The organism is Bradyrhizobium sp. 154 (genome assembly GCF_023073875.1).
In the GTDB taxonomy this organism is placed as follows: domain Bacteria; phylum Pseudomonadota; class Alphaproteobacteria; order Rhizobiales; family Xanthobacteraceae; genus Bradyrhizobium.
The window spans coordinates 160,633-177,445 of sequence record NZ_JADPKG010000117.1; the positions used below are offsets into that span (position 1 = coordinate 160,633).

Consider the following 16,813-nt stretch of genomic DNA (forward strand, 5'->3'; position numbering starts at 1 on the left):
TATTGTTTAAGTGAAGCTTCCGCGCTCAATGCGAGAACGGGTAGAGTTTCCAGTAAGCCTTGATCTGCCGCCAGCGATGCGCGAGTCCATCAGGCTCGAACATCAGGAACGCGATGATGATCACCCCGATCGCGATCTCGCGCAGGAAAGTGACGTTGTTGTTGAGCGACAGCGCCTTGTCGATTGCGCCTCCCTTCAAGTGCAGGCTGAGGAATTCCATCGATTCCGGCAGCAGCACCACAAAGGCGGTGCCCATCAGCGTGCCCATGATCGAGCCGGTGCCGCCGATGATGATCATGGCCAGGAACAGGATCGAGCGCTCTATGCCGAAACCTTCCTGGGAGACCACGAGTTGGTAATGCGCATAGAGCGCACCGGCAATCCCGGCGAAGAAGGCGGCGAGGCCGAACGAGAGCGTGCGGTACTTGGTGAGATTGATGCCCATGATCTCCGCTGAGAGATAATGGTCGCGGATCGCCACCAGCGCGCGGCCGTCGCGCGTGCGCATCAGATTGGTGACGAGGATGTAGCTCGCCAGCACATAGGCCAGCACGACGTAGAAATACTGCCTGTCGCCGCGCAGCGTGTAGCCCAGAATCGAGAACGGCTCGGCGCTCGCAGGCACCGATCCGCCCGAGAACCATTCGGCCCGGGAGAAGAAGTCGAGCAGGATGTATTGCGCGGCCAGCGTCGCGATGACGAGATAGAGGCCCTTCAGCCGCGCCGCCGGGATGCCGAAGATCAGCCCGACCAGCGCAGTGACGATCCCGGCGAGCGGAATTGCGAAGAACACCGGGATCGGCGCGTTGTTGGAGATGTAGGCCGAGGTGAAGGCGCCGAGCAGGAAGAACGCGGCGTGCCCGATCGAGATCTGGCCGGTGAAGCCGACGAGAATGTTCAACCCCAGGGCCGCAATCGAGAAGATGCCGATCTGGATCAAGATGCTGAGCCAGTAGCCGCTGAAGAAATGTGGCGCGAGACACAGCAGCAACACGCCGGCGATCGCAAAATTGCGGCTGGTCGTGGTCGGGAAGATCGTGGTGTCCGCGGCATAAGTGGTGCGGAAATCACCAGCGGGGATGAGGGCAGGGCCGGCCATGGGTCAGATCCGCTCGATGTCGTGGGTGCCGAACAGGCCGTAAGGCTTGATCATCAGCACGATGATGAGGACGTAGAAGGGCGCGATCTCGTAGAGATTGCCCCAGTGCAGATATTCGCTGTCAACATATTGCGCGACGTTCTCCAGTAGCCCAATGATGATGCCGCCGAGCACGGCGCCGCCGACCGAATCGAGTCCGCCGAGGATCGCCGCCGGGAACACTTTGATGCCGTAGGCCGCAAGGCCAGAGGACACACCGTTCACGACTGCAACGACGACGCCGGCGACGGCCGACACCGTCGCGGAGATCGCCCAGGCCATCGCGAACACGCTTTTCACGGAAATGCCGAGCGACTGCGCGACCTGCTGGTTGAATGCGGTGGCGCGCATCGCAAGACCATATTTGGAGGCGCGGAAGAACCAGGCCATGCCGATCATCATCGCCACCGACACCACAAGGCTCATGACATAGACGGTCTGGATCTGAAGGCCGAACAGGCTGACCGACTGGCTCTCGAACACGCGCGGGAACGGCTGCGGATTGACGCCGAACATCCATTTCAGCGTCGCCTGGAGCACGGTGGAGAGGCCGATCGTCACCATGATCACCGAGATGATGGGCTCGCCGATCATCGGCCGCAGGATCAGCACCTGGACCGCGATGCCGAAAACGAACATGAACACCAGCGTCATCGGCATGCCGATCCAGAACGGCACCTGGTATTTCGCCAGCAAGGCCCAGCACACCCAGGCGCCGACCAGCAGCAGCTCGCCTTGCGCGAAATTGACGACCTGCGTCGCCTTGTAGATCAGCACGAACGACATCGCGACCACGCCATAGAGCGTGCCGACCACGAGGCCGTTGACCAGGAGCTGAAAGAGGAAGGCGGTGTTCATGTCGGTTGACCCAGTTCGTCATTGCCGGGCCCGACCCGGCAATCCATCGATGTGGACGGAAGCTTGCTCGGAAGGGGATGGATGCGCGGGTCAAGCCTGCGCATGACGATCACGTGTGTCACTCCGCGGCCTCCGCCATGTGCCGATGCCCACCCAGATCCACGACGCGCAGCGTCGTGCGGACCCGCTGCGTGGTGCCGTCCTGGAAGCGGATCACGGTGTCGACGGGAATGTCTGAATCGCCGCGGTAGATCGCATCGATGATCCCTGCGTACTTCTCGTTGATGACGCTACGGCGCACTTTGCGGGTGCGGGTGAGTTCGCCGTCGTCGGCGTCGAGCTCCTTATAGAGCAGCAGGAAACGCGAGATGCGCTGGGCCGGCGGCAGCGTCGCGTTGACGGTCTCCACCTCCTTGCGCAGCAGCATATAGACCTCGGCCCGTGAGGCGAGGTCGCTGTAAGTCGTGAACGAGAGCCGGTTCTTCTCCGCCCATTTCGAGATGATGGAGTAGCGGATGCAGATCATGGCAGCGAGCGTGTCGCGGCCGGCGCCCAGCACCACGGCCTCGGCGATATAGGGCGAAAACTTCAGCTTGTTCTCGATGAATTGCGGCGAGAAGCGCTCGCCGCGCGATGTCTCGGCGAGATCCTTGATACGGTCGATGACGACCAATTGCCCCTGAGCGTTGAAATAGCCGGCATCGCCCGAACAGAGCCACCCGTCCTTGAGGTCAGCGACGCTCGCCTCGGGGTTCTTGTAATAGCCGAGGAACATGTTGGGATGCCGCACCACGATCTCGCCGACGCCGTGGACGTCGGCGTTGTCGATCCGGATCTCGACATTGTCGGCCATTGGTACGCCTGTCGTGTCGGGATCGACCTTGCCCTCGGGATGCAGCGTATAGGCGCCCAACAGCTCGGTCTGGCCATAGAGCGTGCGCAGCGGCACACCCATCGCCTGGAAGAACTTGAACGTTTCAGGACCGAGCGCCGCGCCGCCGGTCGCGGCCGAGCGCAGACGCGTGAAACCGAGCCGGTCGCGCAGTGCGCGGAATAAGATCGCGTCGGCAAAACCCGAGCGCTTACGCTGCGCGAGTGCGGCCAGACCCGATTTCATGCCGACATCGAACAGGCGCTGCTTCAACGGCGTGGCGTCCATCACCTTGGCGCGGACATCGGCTGCGATCGATTCCCAGACGCGCGGCGCGAACAATACGAAGGTCGGCGCGATCTCGCGCAGATCGTTCATCATCGTATCGGGCTCTTCGACGAAGTTGATCTTCATCCGGCACAAGAGGCCTTTGCCGAGCACGTAGACCTGCTCCATGATCCAGGGCAGCGGCAGCACCGAGACGTATTCGTCATCAGGTCCCTTCGGATCGAAGGCGAGATAAGTCGCGCAATGGCTGAGCACGCGGCCGGCCGCGAGCATCGCCAATTTTGGATGCGAGGTGGTACCAGACGTCGTGCAGAGGATCGCGACGTCCTCACCCTTGGTCGCATCCACGAGCCGATCGTAAAGCTTCGGATCCCGAACGGCCCGCGCGCGGCCGAGCTCGGCGAATTTCTTGGCCGACATCAGCCTGGGATCGTCATATTTCCGCATGCCGCGCGGATCGGAATAGATGATGTGCTTCAGCTTCGGCACGCGCTCGGCGAGGGTGAGCAGCTTGTCGACCTGCTCCTCGTCCTCAGCGAAGACGAGCTGCGCTTCGCCATAAGTCAGGAGATAGGCGGCTTCCTCGTCGAGCACGTCGCGATAGAGCCCGAGGCTCAAGCCGCCAACGGCATGGGTCGCGACTTCCGCCGCGACCCAGTCCGGCCGGTTGTCGCCGATGATGCCGATGACGTCGCCGCGGCCGAGGCCGAGCTCGACGAGCCCGAGCGCGAAGTCGCGCACCCGCGTGTGGTAGTCGTTCCAGGTGAAGATGCGCCAGAGCCCGAGATTCTTCTCGCGCAACGCGATCTCGTTGCCATGCTCCCTCGCATTGAGCCGGAGCATCTTGGGATAGGTGTCGGCCTGCGCTACGCGTCCTGCGTAATCCATCATGCCGCGCTCTCCTGCGCCGGCGGGGCATCGTCCGGATCGACCAGCACTTCGTCTTCCTCACCAAGATAGGCACGCTTGACGTGAGGGTCGGCAAGGACCGCCGCGGGATCGCCCTCGGCGATCTTCTTGCCGAAGTCCAGCACCATGACACGATGCGAGATGTCCATCACCACGCCCATGTCGTGCTCGATCATCACCACCGTCATCCCGAACTCCTCGTTGAGATCGACGATGTAGCGCGCCATGTCCTCCTTCTCCTCGAAGTTCATGCCGGCCATCGGCTCGTCGAGGAGGATGAGGCGCGGCTCCAGCGCCATGGCGCGGGCGAGCTCGACGCGCTTGCGCAAGCCGTAGGAGAGGGTGCCGGCGGTGGCTTTTCGCACCGATTGGAGATCGAGGAAGTCGATGATCTCCTCGACCTTGCGGCGGTGCTCGAGCTCTTCCTTGCGCGCGCCGGTGAGCCAGTACAGCGAGCCCGTGAGGAAATTGTTCTTCAGGAGGTGATGGCGCCCGACCATGATGTTGTCGAGCACGCTCATGTGGTGGAACAGCGCGAGATTCTGGAAGGTGCGGCCGATGCCGAGCGAGGCGCGGGCGTTCGGCGTCAAACCGGTGATGTCGCGACCCTGGTAGAGGAGCTGGCCTTCGGTCGGCCTGTAGCGGCCGGAAATACAGTTCACGATCGAGGTCTTGCCGGCGCCGTTGGGCCCGATGATCGAGAACAGCTCGCCTTGCCTGATGGCGAAGCCCACATCGGCCAGCGCACGGACGCCACCGAATCGCAAGGACACGCCGCGCACTTCTAGACTAGTACCCACCAACAAATCCCTCCCGGTGATGGCGCATTCAATTGCGCTCTTCATCCGTTGTTTTCGGGCGATCCTAGTACGGTCGTCCTGGTGAGGCCATGCAGCCATTGGTCTCGACCGGAGCCGCGCGACCTTCGTTCCCATCAGGGCGCAAAGGCCGCATCGCCCAAGGTGGCTCTCAATACGGGAAAGCGCTATTTTGAAATGTCTTCGGCCTGACAATTCGGTGACAAAGTTTTTCGGGCGGGCGCGGCGTCCATCTTTGGTCGGATGGCGGCCGAGGTGATCATGTTGCAGTGCAGCAGAAGGGCGGAGTGACGAAACGGTGCGGCTGGCTTCGAGATCATGATTTCAGAGGATCAACTGAAGCGCATCGCCGCCTGGTCGCGCGAGCTCACGGAGGCCGAGATCGAGGTCGCACGCGCCGGAATCACCGAGCGGTCCTACGGCACCGGCGAGACCGTGTTCATGCGCGGCGACACCTTTGGCTACTGGGCCGGCATGGTCTTTGGCCTTGCCCGGATGGGCGGGGTGTCGCGCGACGGCAAGGAGACGAGTCTTGCCGGGCTGACGGCAGGGGCCTGGTTCGGCGAAGGCAGCGTGCTCAAGAACGAGCCGCGACGCTACGACGTGGTCGCGCTGCGCGACAGCCGGGTCGCACTGATGGAACGCAGCGCCTTCATGTGGCTGTTTGAAAACAGTGTCGGCTTCAACCGCTTCCTGGTCCGCCAGCTCAACGAGCGGCTCGGCCAGTTCATCGGCATGCTCGAGGTCAACCGCACGCTTGATGCCACCGCGCGCCTCGCGCGCAGCATTGCCTCGCTGTTCAACCCGATCCTCTATCCCGAATCGACTGCGCATCTGCAGATCACCCAGGAGGAGATCGGCGCGCTCTCCGGCATGTCCCGCCAGATCGCCAACCGCGCGTTGAACCGGCTGGAGAAAGAGGGGCTGCTCCGGCTCGAATATGGCGGCGTCACGATCCTCGATATCGAGCGGCTGCGCGGATACGGGGACTAACGCGCATTTGCGGGGGCGTGCACCGGCCAGAGGTCGGCGCGCCAGCGGATCGCGATTGCCAGCATCGCGATGATCCCTGAGGCGGCATAGAGCGAACCCGTGGCGGAATAGCCGATGATATCGATCAGGCTGCCGGCCGCGAGTAGTCCGAGCGGCAGGCCGTAGATCACCATCATGCGGACGCCCATGACGCGACCGCGCAGATGTGCGCTCGCCGTCCGCATCAGGATCACGGCTGCCGAGATCATCGACATGCTCTGCGCAATACCGGCGAGGACGAGGCAGGCCATCGCCACCGGCAGGGTCCTGATCTCGACGAATACCAGCAGCATGGCGTACCAGGCCAGCGTCGCGCCGATCAGGAGCCGGGCAATGCGCAGTCCGTTCACCAAGCTCAGCGTGATGGAGCCGATCAGCGAGCCGACGGCGAAGCTCGCCGAGAGATAGCCGAGGCCGGTCTGGTCGGTCTGAAAGATCTCCCGCGCGATGTAGGGCAGCAGTCCGCCGGTGAAAGGAAATGCGGTGAGATTGGCCAGGAAGGCGACACACAGCGCCGCGCGCATTCCCGGGCCGTTCCAGGCGTAGACGATCCCCTCCTTGAGGTCGGCAAATAATCGGGACATCGCGTGACTGTTCGCCGGGAGATCGCTCGTGGTGACGGTCCTTTTCGGCCGGGTCAGGCAGAGCATGAGCAGCGCGGCCACGAGATAGAGGCATGCGATCGCCACATAGACGAGGCCAATGCCAAGAACGGCGAACAATCCGGCGCCCGTCAATGCTCCGGCGATGCGGGCGCTGTCCTGGGTGGTGCGCGCAACGCTGATGGCGCCGACCAGTTGCTCGGCCGGCATGATCTCGGCAAGCAGCGCGCCCCGGACGCCGAGATCCGAGGGCCGAATCAGGCCCATGATCGCGACGATGACCATGACACTGAGCGGCGACAAATGACCGGTCAACGCCAGAGCCATGATGGTCGACGAGAGCACCGTATAGGCAAGGCGCATCGCGACCAGCAGGTCGCGATGACCCATACGGTCGCCGATCATGCCGAATACCGGCGCCACCAGCGTCCCGACGAACTGGAGCGATGCAAGCACGGTGAGCAGCAGCACTGAGCCGGTCTCGACCAGGATGTACCAGCCGAGCACCAGCGTCTCGACCTCGAATGCCCAGGAGGTAAGCAGGTCGGACGGCCACTGGAAGCGATAATTGCGGATGCGGAATGGCGCGAGCGCCGATCGTCGCGCAGCTGCGCTCACGACGCGATGACGCGTGTCACGGCGATTCCTTTACTTTGTTTCTTCTTCTGCGCGAGAAGGTAGCGTCGGGGACGCCGGTGTCAATCGAAGCTGCCGCATGCCGCCATGCGCCGCCGTTTCAGCGCGCCGGCCCACCGCAAGCGCGCGACCGGATTGCGGAGACCCGGCCCCGCGGATCAACGCGTCGCCACTGGCTTCCGTTCTGCCAGCGCCGCGGCCATCGCCGAGATCAGCGGACGCATGAAAAAGGCGTCCTCTGGCGGTGAGATGTCTGTACGCAGGCCGTGCGCGGCGAGTTCGCCGGAGACCGCCGGACCTACCGAGGCGATCAGCGTCCGTTGAAGGCCTGCGCGCAACTTGGCCTCGCTGCCATGCGCTTTCGCGGCCTCGATCAGGCGGCGGACCTGGCCGAGATTGGTCAGCGCGATGCAATCGATCCGCCCCTCGGCCATGTCGTCGATGGCCGTGACGATGTTGGCATCCGCCGCCTTGGAATCGTAAACATACGGCAGCACGGTATCGACCTCGGCGCCTTGCGCGGCGAGCGCGCCGGTCAGCGCGCTGTGGTCCTTGTCCGGATAGAGCTGAAGGCCAAGCCGCCGGCCCTTCAGGTCGAGCCTGCCCAGCATCTCGATTACGCCCTCGCTGGTCGGCTTCTCCGTGGTCTGCTGCGCCTCGAGGCCGATCTCGCGCAGCGCCTTGCCGGGCTTTGGGCCGCGGGTGAATTTTCGCGATTTGGCAAGCGCTGCCACGAGAGCCTGATCGAGCCCGCGAGCGACGGCGAGCTTCATGATCCGGCGCAGGCCTTCGCCCGTCATCAACACGAGGTCGTCGAACGGCCTGTCGATGGCGCGTCGGACCCAGGCTTCGACCGGTGCGGGATCCGGCGCATCGTGAATGGTGAACATCGGGCACTGCACGACCTCGGCGCCTTGCTCGGCGAGAAGCTTCGAAAACTGCGCCTCCTCGCGCGTCTCCAGGATGAGGATGCGGGTGCCGTTCAAGCGATCGGCCATAGGCGTGCTCCGGTCAGTCAAATCGCAATGGTACGTTCATCCTGACTCCGCGCTTGGGATTGGCGCAAGGGCGGCGTCGGTGCTAGAGGAGGCCGCAAATCGCAGCTAGTTCCGCGGGCCTTTGCCCAAACCTTCATCAAGAGACATGCCCGATCATCAATATGTCCTGACCCTGTCCTGTCCGGATCGCCCGGGCATCGTGTCGGCTGTGTCGACGTTCCTCGCCCACAATGGACAGAACATTCTGGACGCCCAGCAGTTCGACGATGTCGAGACCAAAAAGTTCTTCATGCGCGTGGTCTTCACCGCGGCCGATCTCGCCGTGGAGCTGTCGGCGCTCCAGACCGGCTTTGCGGCAATCGCCGAACGTTTCAGCATGGAATGGCAGATGCGCGACCGCGCCGCGCACCGCAAGGTCATGCTGCTGGTGTCGAAGTCCGACCACTGCCTGGTCGACATCCTCTATCGCTGGCGCACCGGCGAATTGCCGATGATTCCCACCGCGATCGTCTCCAACCATCCGCGCGAGGTCTATGCCGGGCTCGATTTCGGCGGCATTCCGTTCCATCATCTGCCGGTGACCAAGGAGACCAAGCGCGAGCAGGAGGCGCAGATCCTCGACCTCGTCGCCAGCACAGGCACCGATCTCGTCGTGCTCGCCCGCTACATGCAGATCCTGTCGGACGATCTCTCGGCAAAACTGTCGGGGCGCTGTATCAACATTCACCACTCGTTCCTGCCGGGCTTCAAGGGCGCAAAGCCCTATCACCAGGCCCACGAGCGCGGCGTCAAGCTGATCGGCGCGACCGCGCATTACGTCACGCGTGATCTCGACGAGGGTCCGATCATCGACCAGGACGTCGAGCGCATCAGCCATCGCGATACGCCCGAAAACCTGGTCCGCAAGGGCCGCGACATCGAGCGCCGTGTGCTGGCCCGCGCGATCCGCTACCATCTCGACGACCGCGTCATCCTCAATGGCCGCAAGACCGTGGTGTTTGTGGATTGATGCGCTGTCATCCCGGGGCGCCTCAAAGAGGCGAACCCGGTATCTCGAGATTCTCGGCGTGCGCAAGTTGCGCGCCATGGTCCGATGCTGACGCATCGCCCCGGAATGACGGCCTACCGCACCGCGCTGCTTGACGAAGATCCCGTCGCGCCCTTCTGCGCCTGCTCTTCCTTTTCGCGATCGGCGGCGGGCATCAGCCGCTTGCGTTCGCGCTCCTTCATGTAGGCGTCGTATTGCGGGGTGCCCGGCCGGGGCGGGGCATCCGCCGGCAGGCCGCCGGCCCATTGCGGGACGTAGTCGCCCATGCCGGCAGAGAGTCTTTCGTTGACGGTGCCGCAGCCGGCCAGCCCCGCTGCGAGGGCAGCGAGGACGAGGACGGAACGAAGAATCTTGGGCATTGTATCGGTGCGCGCGCGTTCGGTCGTTGGACGCCGGACCGGGCCGGCGCGAGGAGAATAGCCTTCAACACGGTAAAATAGACTTATTCGAGGTGGGTATTTTATTACCGAGGAGTGTCGATCAAGGCCTCGCTGAGGTACACATTCTGCAAAAGAGAGCGAAATCCTCCATCCACGCAGTCCGTCGCGCTTCTAGACTGCGGGCCGAGGCTCGCGAGGAAGTAGCGTGACCGCGGGCAACGGATTTCGTTGACAAGTCCATTTTATTTGTACAATCGTACAAATGGCGTCAATCTGGACGCTCGGGTCGCCGGCGTAATCGCGATGCCGCTTGCCGCCGTCGACAATCGGAGCGCGCGGCTTGCGCCGAATGGTCGCCAAACGTCCGATTGACAATAAGGGCGCGAAAGACGCCATGTGGCGCGGCGACATGGCGCGTGCGCGCTAAGGTAAAGGCAAGGACCGGGCACTCGGTTCGATGCACAAGAGGTCAGGAATGAAGGGGAGGGACATCTGATGTTCGAGCTCAAAACGTTTTCACGGACGGCAGCAGCGGCCGCCATCGCGGGCCTCGCCGCCATCGCGCCTGCGAAGGCGCAGGACGCCGTGAAGATCGGTCTGATTCTGCCGATGACCGGCGGCCAGGCCTCGACCGGCAAGCAGATCGAGAACGCGATCAAGCTCTACATGCAGCAGAAGGGCGACACCGTCGCCGGCAAGAAGATCGAGATCATCGTCAAGGATGACGCCGCGATTCCCGACAAGACGAAGACCGCCGCGCAGGAACTGATCGTCAACGACAAGGTCAATTTCATCGCCGGCTTCGGCGTGACGCCCGCCGCGCTCGCGGCGGCGCCGCTCGCAACGCAGGCCAAGATTCCGGAAGTCGTCATGGCGGCCGGCACCTCCATCATCACCGAGCGTTCGCCCTACATCGTGCGAACCAGCTTCACGCTTGCGCAGTCCTCGACCATCATCGGCGATTGGGCGGTCAAGAACGGCATCAAGAAGGTGGCAACGCTGACCTCGGACTACGCGCCGGGTAATGACGCGCTGAACTTCTTCAAGCAGAATTTCACCGCCGGTGGCGGCGAGGTGGTCGAAGAGGTCAAGGTGCCGCTGCAAAACCCCGATTTCGCGCCGTTCCTCCAGCGCATGAAAGACGCCAAGCCTGACGCAATCTTCGTGTTCGTGCCGGCCGGCCAGGGCGGCAACTTCATGAAGCAGTATGCCGAGCGTGGTCTCGACAAGGCCGGCATCAAAGTAATCGGACCCGGCGATGTCACTGACGACGACCTGCTCAACAACATGGGCGACGCCGTGCTCGGCACGGTCACCGCGCATCTCTACTCCGCGGCGCATCCCTCGCAGATGAACAAGGATTTCGTTGCCGCTTACAAGAAAGCCTTCGGCAACCGTCCGGGCTTCATGGCGGTGAGCGGCTATGACGGCATCCACCTGATCTACGAAGCGCTGAAGAAGACGGGCGGCGACACCAACGGTGACAAGCTGGTCGAAGCCATGAAGGGACAGAAGTGGGAGAGCCCGCGCGGCCCGATCTCGATCGATCCCGAGACCCGCGACATCGTGCAGAACATCTACATCCGCAAGGTCGAGAAGGTCGACGGCGAGCTCTACAATGTCGAGTTCGCGACCTTCGAGGCCGTCAAGGATCTCGGCAAGACCAAGAAGTGATGCGCTCTTCTAAACCTCTCCCGCTTGCGGGAGAGCGTAGGCCAGCTTTGGTGGCCGTCCTTTAAGAGTCGCCGAGGCGAAGCCTCGGCTATCGCGAAGCGCAGGGTGAGGGCTCTTTTCAAGTCGGGGATTGTCCCGTTGCCGAGATACCCTCTCCCCAGCCCTCTCCCGCAAGCGGGAGAGGAGCAGAGCAGCCTACTCCGCTAGACCTGATACTTTTTCGACAACGATCTGCTCCCGATGACCGCAATCCTCACCAACCTGTTCGATGGCGTTGCCTACGGCATGCTGCTGTTCGTGCTCGCTTGCGGGCTTGCAGTCACGCTCGGCCTGATGAACTTCGTCAATCTTGCCCATGGCGCCTTCGCCATGGCCGGAGGCTATATCTGCATGGTGCTGGTCAACCGGATGGGCTGGTGGTTCTTCGCCGCCCTGCCGCTCGCCTTCGTCTCCGCAGCCGCGATCGGCATTGCGCTCGAACGCACGCTCTACCGCCACCTCTATGCGCGCAGCCATCTCGACCAGGTTCTGTTCACCATCGGCCTGACCTTCATGTCGGTCGCGGCCGTCGACTACATCCAGGGATCCTCGCGCGTCTTCATCAATTTGCCGGCCGCGCTCCAGGGCCAGTTCGACGTGTTCGGCGTCGGCATCGGCCGCTACCGGCTGATGATCATTGTAATCTGCGGCTTGCTCACCATCGCTTTGCAGATGGTGCTGGCCAAGACCCGCTTCGGCAGCCGTCTGCGCGCCGCCGTTGACGATCCGCGCGCCGCCAGCGGTCTCGGCATCAACGTGCCGCAGGTGTTCGCGCTCACCTTTGCCTTTGGTTGCGGGCTCGCCGGCCTCGGCGGCGCGCTGAGCGCCGAGATCCTCGGCCTCGATCCGTACTTTCCCCTGAAGTTCATGATCTACTTCCTGATCGTGGTCACCGTCGGCGGCTCGTCCTCGATCACCGGTCCGTTTTTGGCCTCGCTCCTGCTCGGCATCGGCGACGTCGCCGGCAAATATTACGTGCCGAAGATGGGCCCCTTCGTGATCTACACCATGATGATCGTGATCCTGATCTGGCGCCCGAACGGCTTGTTCGGCCGCACGGCCGCGCGCTGAGTTTGCCGATGAGCGCCTCCTCCGACGTCGGTTATCACGCCCAGCGCCAGGCGCGCTGGCACTTTGGCGAAATCGCCTTCTGGCTCATCGTGCTGGCCTGCGGCTTCGCCTTCCCCACGCGCTATCTGATCATGACTGACATCCTGCGGCTGGCGCTGTTCACGATGTCGCTCGATCTCATCCTCGGCTATGCCGGTATCGTCTCGCTCGGCCATGCCGCATTCTTCGGCGTTGGCGCCTATGCCGCGGGGCTCCTCGCGCTGCACGGCATCATCAAAGAGCCCGTGCTGGCGCTCGTCGCGTCCGGCCTTGCCGCGATGGTGCTCGGCTTTGCCACCAGCTTCCTGGTGATCCGCGGCGTCGACCTGACCCGACTGATGGTGACGCTCGGCATCGCCCTGCTGCTGGAAGCACTGGCCGAGCGCTTCTCCAATATCACGGGTGGCACCGACGGCCTGCAAGGCATCGAGATGCAGCCGATCTTCGGCGAGATCCCGTTCGACATGTTCGGCAAAGCCGGCTTCTTCTACTCACTGGCTGTGCTGTTCCTCCTGTTCCTGTTCGCGCGCCGCGTCGTGCATTCGCCGTTCGGCCTGTCGCTACGTGCGATCAAGAACAATCCGCTGCGGGCCGCCGCGATCGGCATTCCGGTCAACCGTCGCCTGATCGCGATCTACACGTTGGCGGCGTTCTATGCCGGCATCGCAGGCGCACTGTTCACCCAGACCACCGCGATCGCCTCGCTCGACGTGTTTGCGTTCGAGCGCTCCGCCGATCTGATGCTGGTGCTCGTGATCGGCGGCACCGGCTATCTCTATGGCGGGCTGATCGGCGCGGTCGTGTTCCGCATGCTCCAGGAATTGTTCTCGACCATCACCCCGCAATATTGGCAGTTCTGGATCGGCCTCGTGCTGGTCGTGATCGTGCTGATCGGCCGCCAGCGCCTGCACCGCTGGGTACTTTATGTGCCGAACCTGATCATCAAGCAGGTGGCCGGGCGCAAGGCCGTTGTTGCTGTGCCGGAGAGCGACGCATGACTATCGCGCTCGAAACGAAGAATCTCGAAAAGCAGTTCGGCGGTCTGCGGGTCACCCGCGACCTGTCGCTCAAGGTCGAGCAGGGCGCCCGTCACGCGCTGATCGGCCCCAATGGCGCGGGCAAGACCACCGTCATCAACCAGCTCACCGGCGTGCTCAAGCCGAACTCGGGTCGCATCCTGCTCGAAGGCCAGGACGTCACGGATCTGCCCGTGCACAAGCGCGTGCTGCGCGGCCTGTCGCGCACCTTCCAGATCAATCAGCTCTATCCCGACCTGACCCCGCTCGAAACCATCGGCCTTGCCGTCTCCGAGCGCCTTGGCCATGGCGGCGACTGGTGGCGGCGGATGGGCACTCGCAGCGACGTCAATGGCGAGATAGCCGATCTGCTCACGCGCTTCCATCTGCTTGACGTCATGAACGAGCAGACCGTGACACTGCCTTACGGCAAGCAGCGCCTGCTCGAGATTGCAGTCGCAATCGCGGCCAAGCCGCGCGTGCTGCTGCTGGACGAGCCTGCCGCCGGCGTGCCCGAGAGCGAGCGCCACGACATTCTGGCGGTCGTCGGCGCGCTGCCGCGCGACGTCACTGTACTCTTGATCGAGCACGACATGGACCTCGTGTTCTCCTTTGCCGACCGTATCTCGGTGCTGGTCTCGGGCGCGCTGCTCACGGAGGGGCCGCCCGAACAGGTCGCGCGCGATCCGCAGGTCAAGGCAGTCTATCTCGGCGAGGAGGCGGTCAATGTCTGACCTGCTCGCGATCGACGCGCTTCGCGCCGGCTATGGCGAAGCCGTGGTGCTGCCCAACATGTCCTTGCGCCTCGCCGAGGGGCAGGTGCTGGCGCTGCTCGGCCGCAACGGCACCGGCAAGACCACGCTGATCAATTCCATCGTCGGCGTCACCCGCCGCTTCTCCGGCTCGATCGCGCTCGCCGGGGTCGACGTCACGGCCATGCGGCCGGACCAGCGCGCGCGCGCCGGGATTGGCTGGGTGCCACAGGAGCGCAATATCTTCCGCTCGCTCACGGTCGAGGAGAACATGACCGCGGTGGCGCAACCCGGCCCATGGACGGTCGAGAAGGTTTACGAGATGTTCCCGCGGCTGAAGGAGCGGCGCAGCAATTTTGGCAACCAGCTCTCCGGCGGCGAGCAGCAGATGCTGGCGATCGGCCGCGCGCTGACCCTCAATCCGAAAGTCCTGCTGCTGGACGAACCGACCGAGGGCCTCGCCCCCATCATCGTCGAGGAGCTGCTCAAGGCGATCGGCACCATCACCCGGGCGGGCGGCATCTGCTCGATCATCGTCGAGCAGAATGCGCAAAAGATTCTGGGGCTGGCCGACCGCGTTGTGATATTGGAGCGCGGAACGATCGTCCACGACGCCCCGAGCGCCGCGCTGAAGGCCGACCCCTCGGTCCTGGAGCGTCACCTCGGCGTCGCCGGGGCGGCGGCCCACTAACTTGTCCGACGCGTTTTCTTAACGTGAACCGGTAGCCACTTCGCTTGAAAACGCGATAGAAAATATCCGGGAGTAACAAATGCAGCGAACCAAAGCCCCCTTCCGCGCCGACGAGGTCGGCAGCCTTCTGCGTCCGGCCAAGATCAAGGAAGCACGCAGCCGTCTCGAGAAGGGCGAGATCTCGGCCGACGATCTGCGCAAGATCGAGGACATGGAGATCGAGAAGGTCGTGCACAAGCAGGCTTCGATCGGGCTCAAGCTCGCGACCGACGGCGAATTCCGCCGCTCCTGGTGGCATTTCGACTTCCTGGCCAAGCTCACCGGCTGCGAGCTGTTCCACCCCGACACCGGCATCCAGTTTGCGGGCGTGGAGACGCGCCATGATGCGGTTCGTGTGGTCGGCAAGCTCGACTTCCCCGACAACCACCCGATGCTGGATCATTTCCGCTTCCTGAAGAAGTATGCCGACCAGGCCCACGTCACCGCCAAGATGACGATCCCGTCGCCGGCGGTGCTGCATTTCCGCGGCGGCCGCAAGTCGATCTCCAAGGAGGTCTATCCCGATCTCGACGCCTTCTACGAGGACCTCGGCAAGACCTACCGCAAGGCGGTGAAGGCGTTCTACGACGCCGGCTGCCGCTATCTCCAGTTCGACGACACCGTCTGGGCCTATCTCTGCTCGCAGGACGAACTGCAGAAGGCGCGCGAGCGCGGCGACAATCCGGACGGCCTCCAGCAGATCTATGCCCGTATCATCAACTACGCGCTGGCCGAGAAGCCCGCCGACATGGTGGTGACGACGCATGTCTGCCGCGGCAATTTCCGCTCGACCTGGATCTCCTCGGGCGGCTACGAGCCGGTTGCCGAGACCATGCTCGCCGGTACCAATTACGACGGCTATTTCCTCGAATACGACAGTGACCGCGCCGGCGGCTTCGAGCCGCTGCGCTTCCTGCCCAAGGGCGACAAGGTCGTCGTGGTCGGTGTCATCACCTCGAAGTTCGGCGAGCTCGAGAAGAAGGACGACATCAAGCGCCGCCTGGAAGAAGCCGCCAAGTTCGCCCCGCTGGAGCAGCTCGCGCTGTCGCCGCAATGCGGCTTCGCCTCGACCGAGGAGGGCAACATCCTCTCCGAGGAAGAGCAATGGGCCAAGCTCAGCCTCGCGGTCGAGATCGCCAAGGAAGTGTGGGGCCAGTAACCCCATTAGCTCCGCTGTCATTCCCCGAAGGCGGGGAATTCAGTACGCCGCGGCTTCTCCGTATCTCTCGCTGTCTCTGCAATACTGGATCGGCCGGTCAAGGCCGGGCGATGACAGCTGAGTTGGGCGATAGCTCGTCACTTCGCCGCCAGGTCGACCTCGACCAGCAGACGAGGAATTCGACGACGGCACCTGCTTGTTCTTCGTGATCGAGACCACCTCGGCCCGAACGAGAACGCCGACTTCGGGTCGACCCTGATTGACCTGTCGTAATCGGCAATGGCCTTGGCATAGTCACGCTTGCCGCGCCAGGCATTGCCTGCCGCGATTTTGGAAGATGATGCCGTTGGGCGGGCCGAGCTTCAGCGCGTGGCCGAAATCCGCGATCGCGACCTCGTACTCGCCTTTGTCGTAATAGGCCCGTCCGCAAGCTGTAGATCGCCTGGCCGGCTGGAGCCGATCGCTTCCGTGGCGTCGGCGACGAACTTGGCGTAGTCGCCCTTCTTGTTCACGCGGCAGCACGCCAGAAGTTTTGCCCCTGAAGACTTTCAGCGCGATGATCCTGGTGCGGGCGTCGACCGTCTGGTCTGCCGGCGTCGTCACGGTCGTGCAGAGTGGACCGAGCTGATTGCGCGCCTGCCCGAAGGCGGGCGCGGACCACGGCGCACGTGTGACCAGGCAGAGCGCGACGAGCAGGCGGCGCATGGCGATGATCTCGTAAGAGGAGAAGCGCTGGTTTGTTTTCCGGCGTGGCG

The 16,813-nt window shown here is 63.5% G+C and carries 15 protein-coding genes and 1 pseudogene; 8 read left to right on the forward strand and 8 right to left on the reverse strand.

What is annotated here, in order from left to right:
* Positions 1–25 precede the first annotated feature (25 nt).
* From IVA92_RS31720 to IVA92_RS31735, 4 genes are all read right to left on the reverse strand, one after another.
* Entirely contained in the window at positions 26–1,099 is a 1,074-nt protein-coding gene (locus tag IVA92_RS31720) for a branched-chain amino acid ABC transporter permease (protein ID WP_247278770.1), read from the reverse strand.
* 3 nt (positions 1,100–1,102) lie between these two features.
* The gene (locus IVA92_RS31725; protein ID WP_247278769.1) at positions 1,103–1,996 is read right to left on the reverse strand and encodes a branched-chain amino acid ABC transporter permease; all 894 of its coding nucleotides are present in this window, start codon (positions 1,994–1,996) and stop codon (positions 1,103–1,105) included.
* A gap of 118 nt (positions 1,997–2,114) precedes the next feature.
* Positions 2,115–4,046, reverse strand: a complete 1,932-nt coding sequence (locus IVA92_RS31730; RefSeq protein ID WP_247278768.1) for a long-chain fatty acid--CoA ligase — start codon at positions 4,044–4,046, stop codon at positions 2,115–2,117.
* Complete coding sequence (locus IVA92_RS31735; protein ID WP_247278767.1) at positions 4,043–4,864, reverse strand: ABC transporter ATP-binding protein; 822 nt, start codon at positions 4,862–4,864, stop codon at positions 4,043–4,045. The genes IVA92_RS31730 and IVA92_RS31735 overlap by 4 nt, the downstream gene beginning before the upstream one ends.
* 336 nt (positions 4,865–5,200) lie before the next feature.
* Here IVA92_RS31735 and IVA92_RS31740 point away from each other — a divergent pair, with 336 nt between their 5' ends.
* Positions 5,201–5,875: a Crp/Fnr family transcriptional regulator gene (locus IVA92_RS31740; protein ID WP_247278766.1), complete on the forward strand. Its 675-nt coding sequence runs from the start codon at positions 5,201–5,203 to the stop codon at positions 5,873–5,875.
* Here the strand turns inward: IVA92_RS31740 and IVA92_RS31745 are convergent.
* Complete coding sequence (locus IVA92_RS31745) at positions 5,872–7,134, reverse strand: MFS transporter (RefSeq protein ID WP_247278765.1); 1,263 nt, start codon at positions 7,132–7,134, stop codon at positions 5,872–5,874. The two genes, IVA92_RS31740 and IVA92_RS31745, sit on opposite strands and share 4 nt — an antisense overlap.
* Before the next feature lie 176 nt (positions 7,135–7,310).
* Positions 7,311–8,150: a uroporphyrinogen-III synthase gene (locus IVA92_RS31750; RefSeq protein WP_247278764.1), complete on the reverse strand. Its 840-nt coding sequence runs from the start codon at positions 8,148–8,150 to the stop codon at positions 7,311–7,313.
* Positions 8,151–8,295: 145 nt separating this feature from the next.
* Between IVA92_RS31750 and purU the strand changes: the two genes are divergently transcribed.
* The gene (gene purU / locus IVA92_RS31755) at positions 8,296–9,159 is read left to right on the forward strand and encodes a formyltetrahydrofolate deformylase (RefSeq protein ID WP_247278763.1); all 864 of its coding nucleotides are present in this window, start codon (positions 8,296–8,298) and stop codon (positions 9,157–9,159) included.
* A 113-nt stretch (positions 9,160–9,272) separates the two neighbouring features.
* Here the strand turns inward: purU and IVA92_RS31760 are convergent, their stop codons facing one another.
* Positions 9,273–9,557 (reverse strand): hypothetical protein, encoded by a 285-nt coding sequence (locus IVA92_RS31760; RefSeq protein WP_247278762.1) that lies wholly within the window; start codon positions 9,555–9,557, stop codon positions 9,273–9,275.
* 516 nt (positions 9,558–10,073) lie between these two features.
* Here IVA92_RS31760 and IVA92_RS31765 point away from each other — a divergent pair.
* The 6 genes from IVA92_RS31765 to IVA92_RS31790 all read left to right on the forward strand — a co-directional run bounded on the left by IVA92_RS31765 (position 10,074) and on the right by IVA92_RS31790 (position 16,058).
* The gene (locus tag IVA92_RS31765) at positions 10,074–11,252 is read left to right on the forward strand and encodes an ABC transporter substrate-binding protein (RefSeq protein WP_247278761.1); all 1,179 of its coding nucleotides are present in this window, start codon (positions 10,074–10,076) and stop codon (positions 11,250–11,252) included.
* 240 nt (positions 11,253–11,492) lie between these two features.
* Positions 11,493–12,362 carry a branched-chain amino acid ABC transporter permease gene (locus tag IVA92_RS31770; RefSeq protein ID WP_247278760.1) on the forward strand — a complete coding sequence of 290 codons (870 nt, stop codon included), beginning with the start codon at positions 11,493–11,495 and terminating at the stop codon, positions 12,360–12,362.
* Between the two features lie 8 nt (positions 12,363–12,370).
* Positions 12,371–13,399: a branched-chain amino acid ABC transporter permease gene (locus tag IVA92_RS31775; protein WP_247278759.1), complete on the forward strand. Its 1,029-nt coding sequence runs from the start codon at positions 12,371–12,373 to the stop codon at positions 13,397–13,399.
* Positions 13,396–14,151, forward strand: a complete 756-nt coding sequence (locus IVA92_RS31780) for an ABC transporter ATP-binding protein (RefSeq protein ID WP_247278758.1) — start codon at positions 13,396–13,398, stop codon at positions 14,149–14,151. The genes IVA92_RS31775 and IVA92_RS31780 overlap by 4 nt, the downstream gene beginning before the upstream one ends.
* Entirely contained in the window at positions 14,144–14,860 is a 717-nt protein-coding gene (locus IVA92_RS31785; protein WP_247278757.1) for an ABC transporter ATP-binding protein, read from the forward strand. The genes IVA92_RS31780 and IVA92_RS31785 overlap by 8 nt, the downstream gene beginning before the upstream one ends.
* A 79-nt stretch (positions 14,861–14,939) precedes the next feature.
* Positions 14,940–16,058: a cobalamin-independent methionine synthase II family protein gene (locus tag IVA92_RS31790; protein ID WP_247278756.1), complete on the forward strand. Its 1,119-nt coding sequence runs from the start codon at positions 14,940–14,942 to the stop codon at positions 16,056–16,058.
* A 227-nt stretch (positions 16,059–16,285) separates the two neighbouring features.
* Here the strand turns inward: IVA92_RS31790 and IVA92_RS31795 are convergent.
* Positions 16,286–16,763 (reverse strand): annotated as a pseudogene (locus IVA92_RS31795) (peptidase C14, caspase catalytic subunit p20); the annotation flags it as partial.
* Positions 16,764–16,813: the final 50 nt, after the last annotated feature.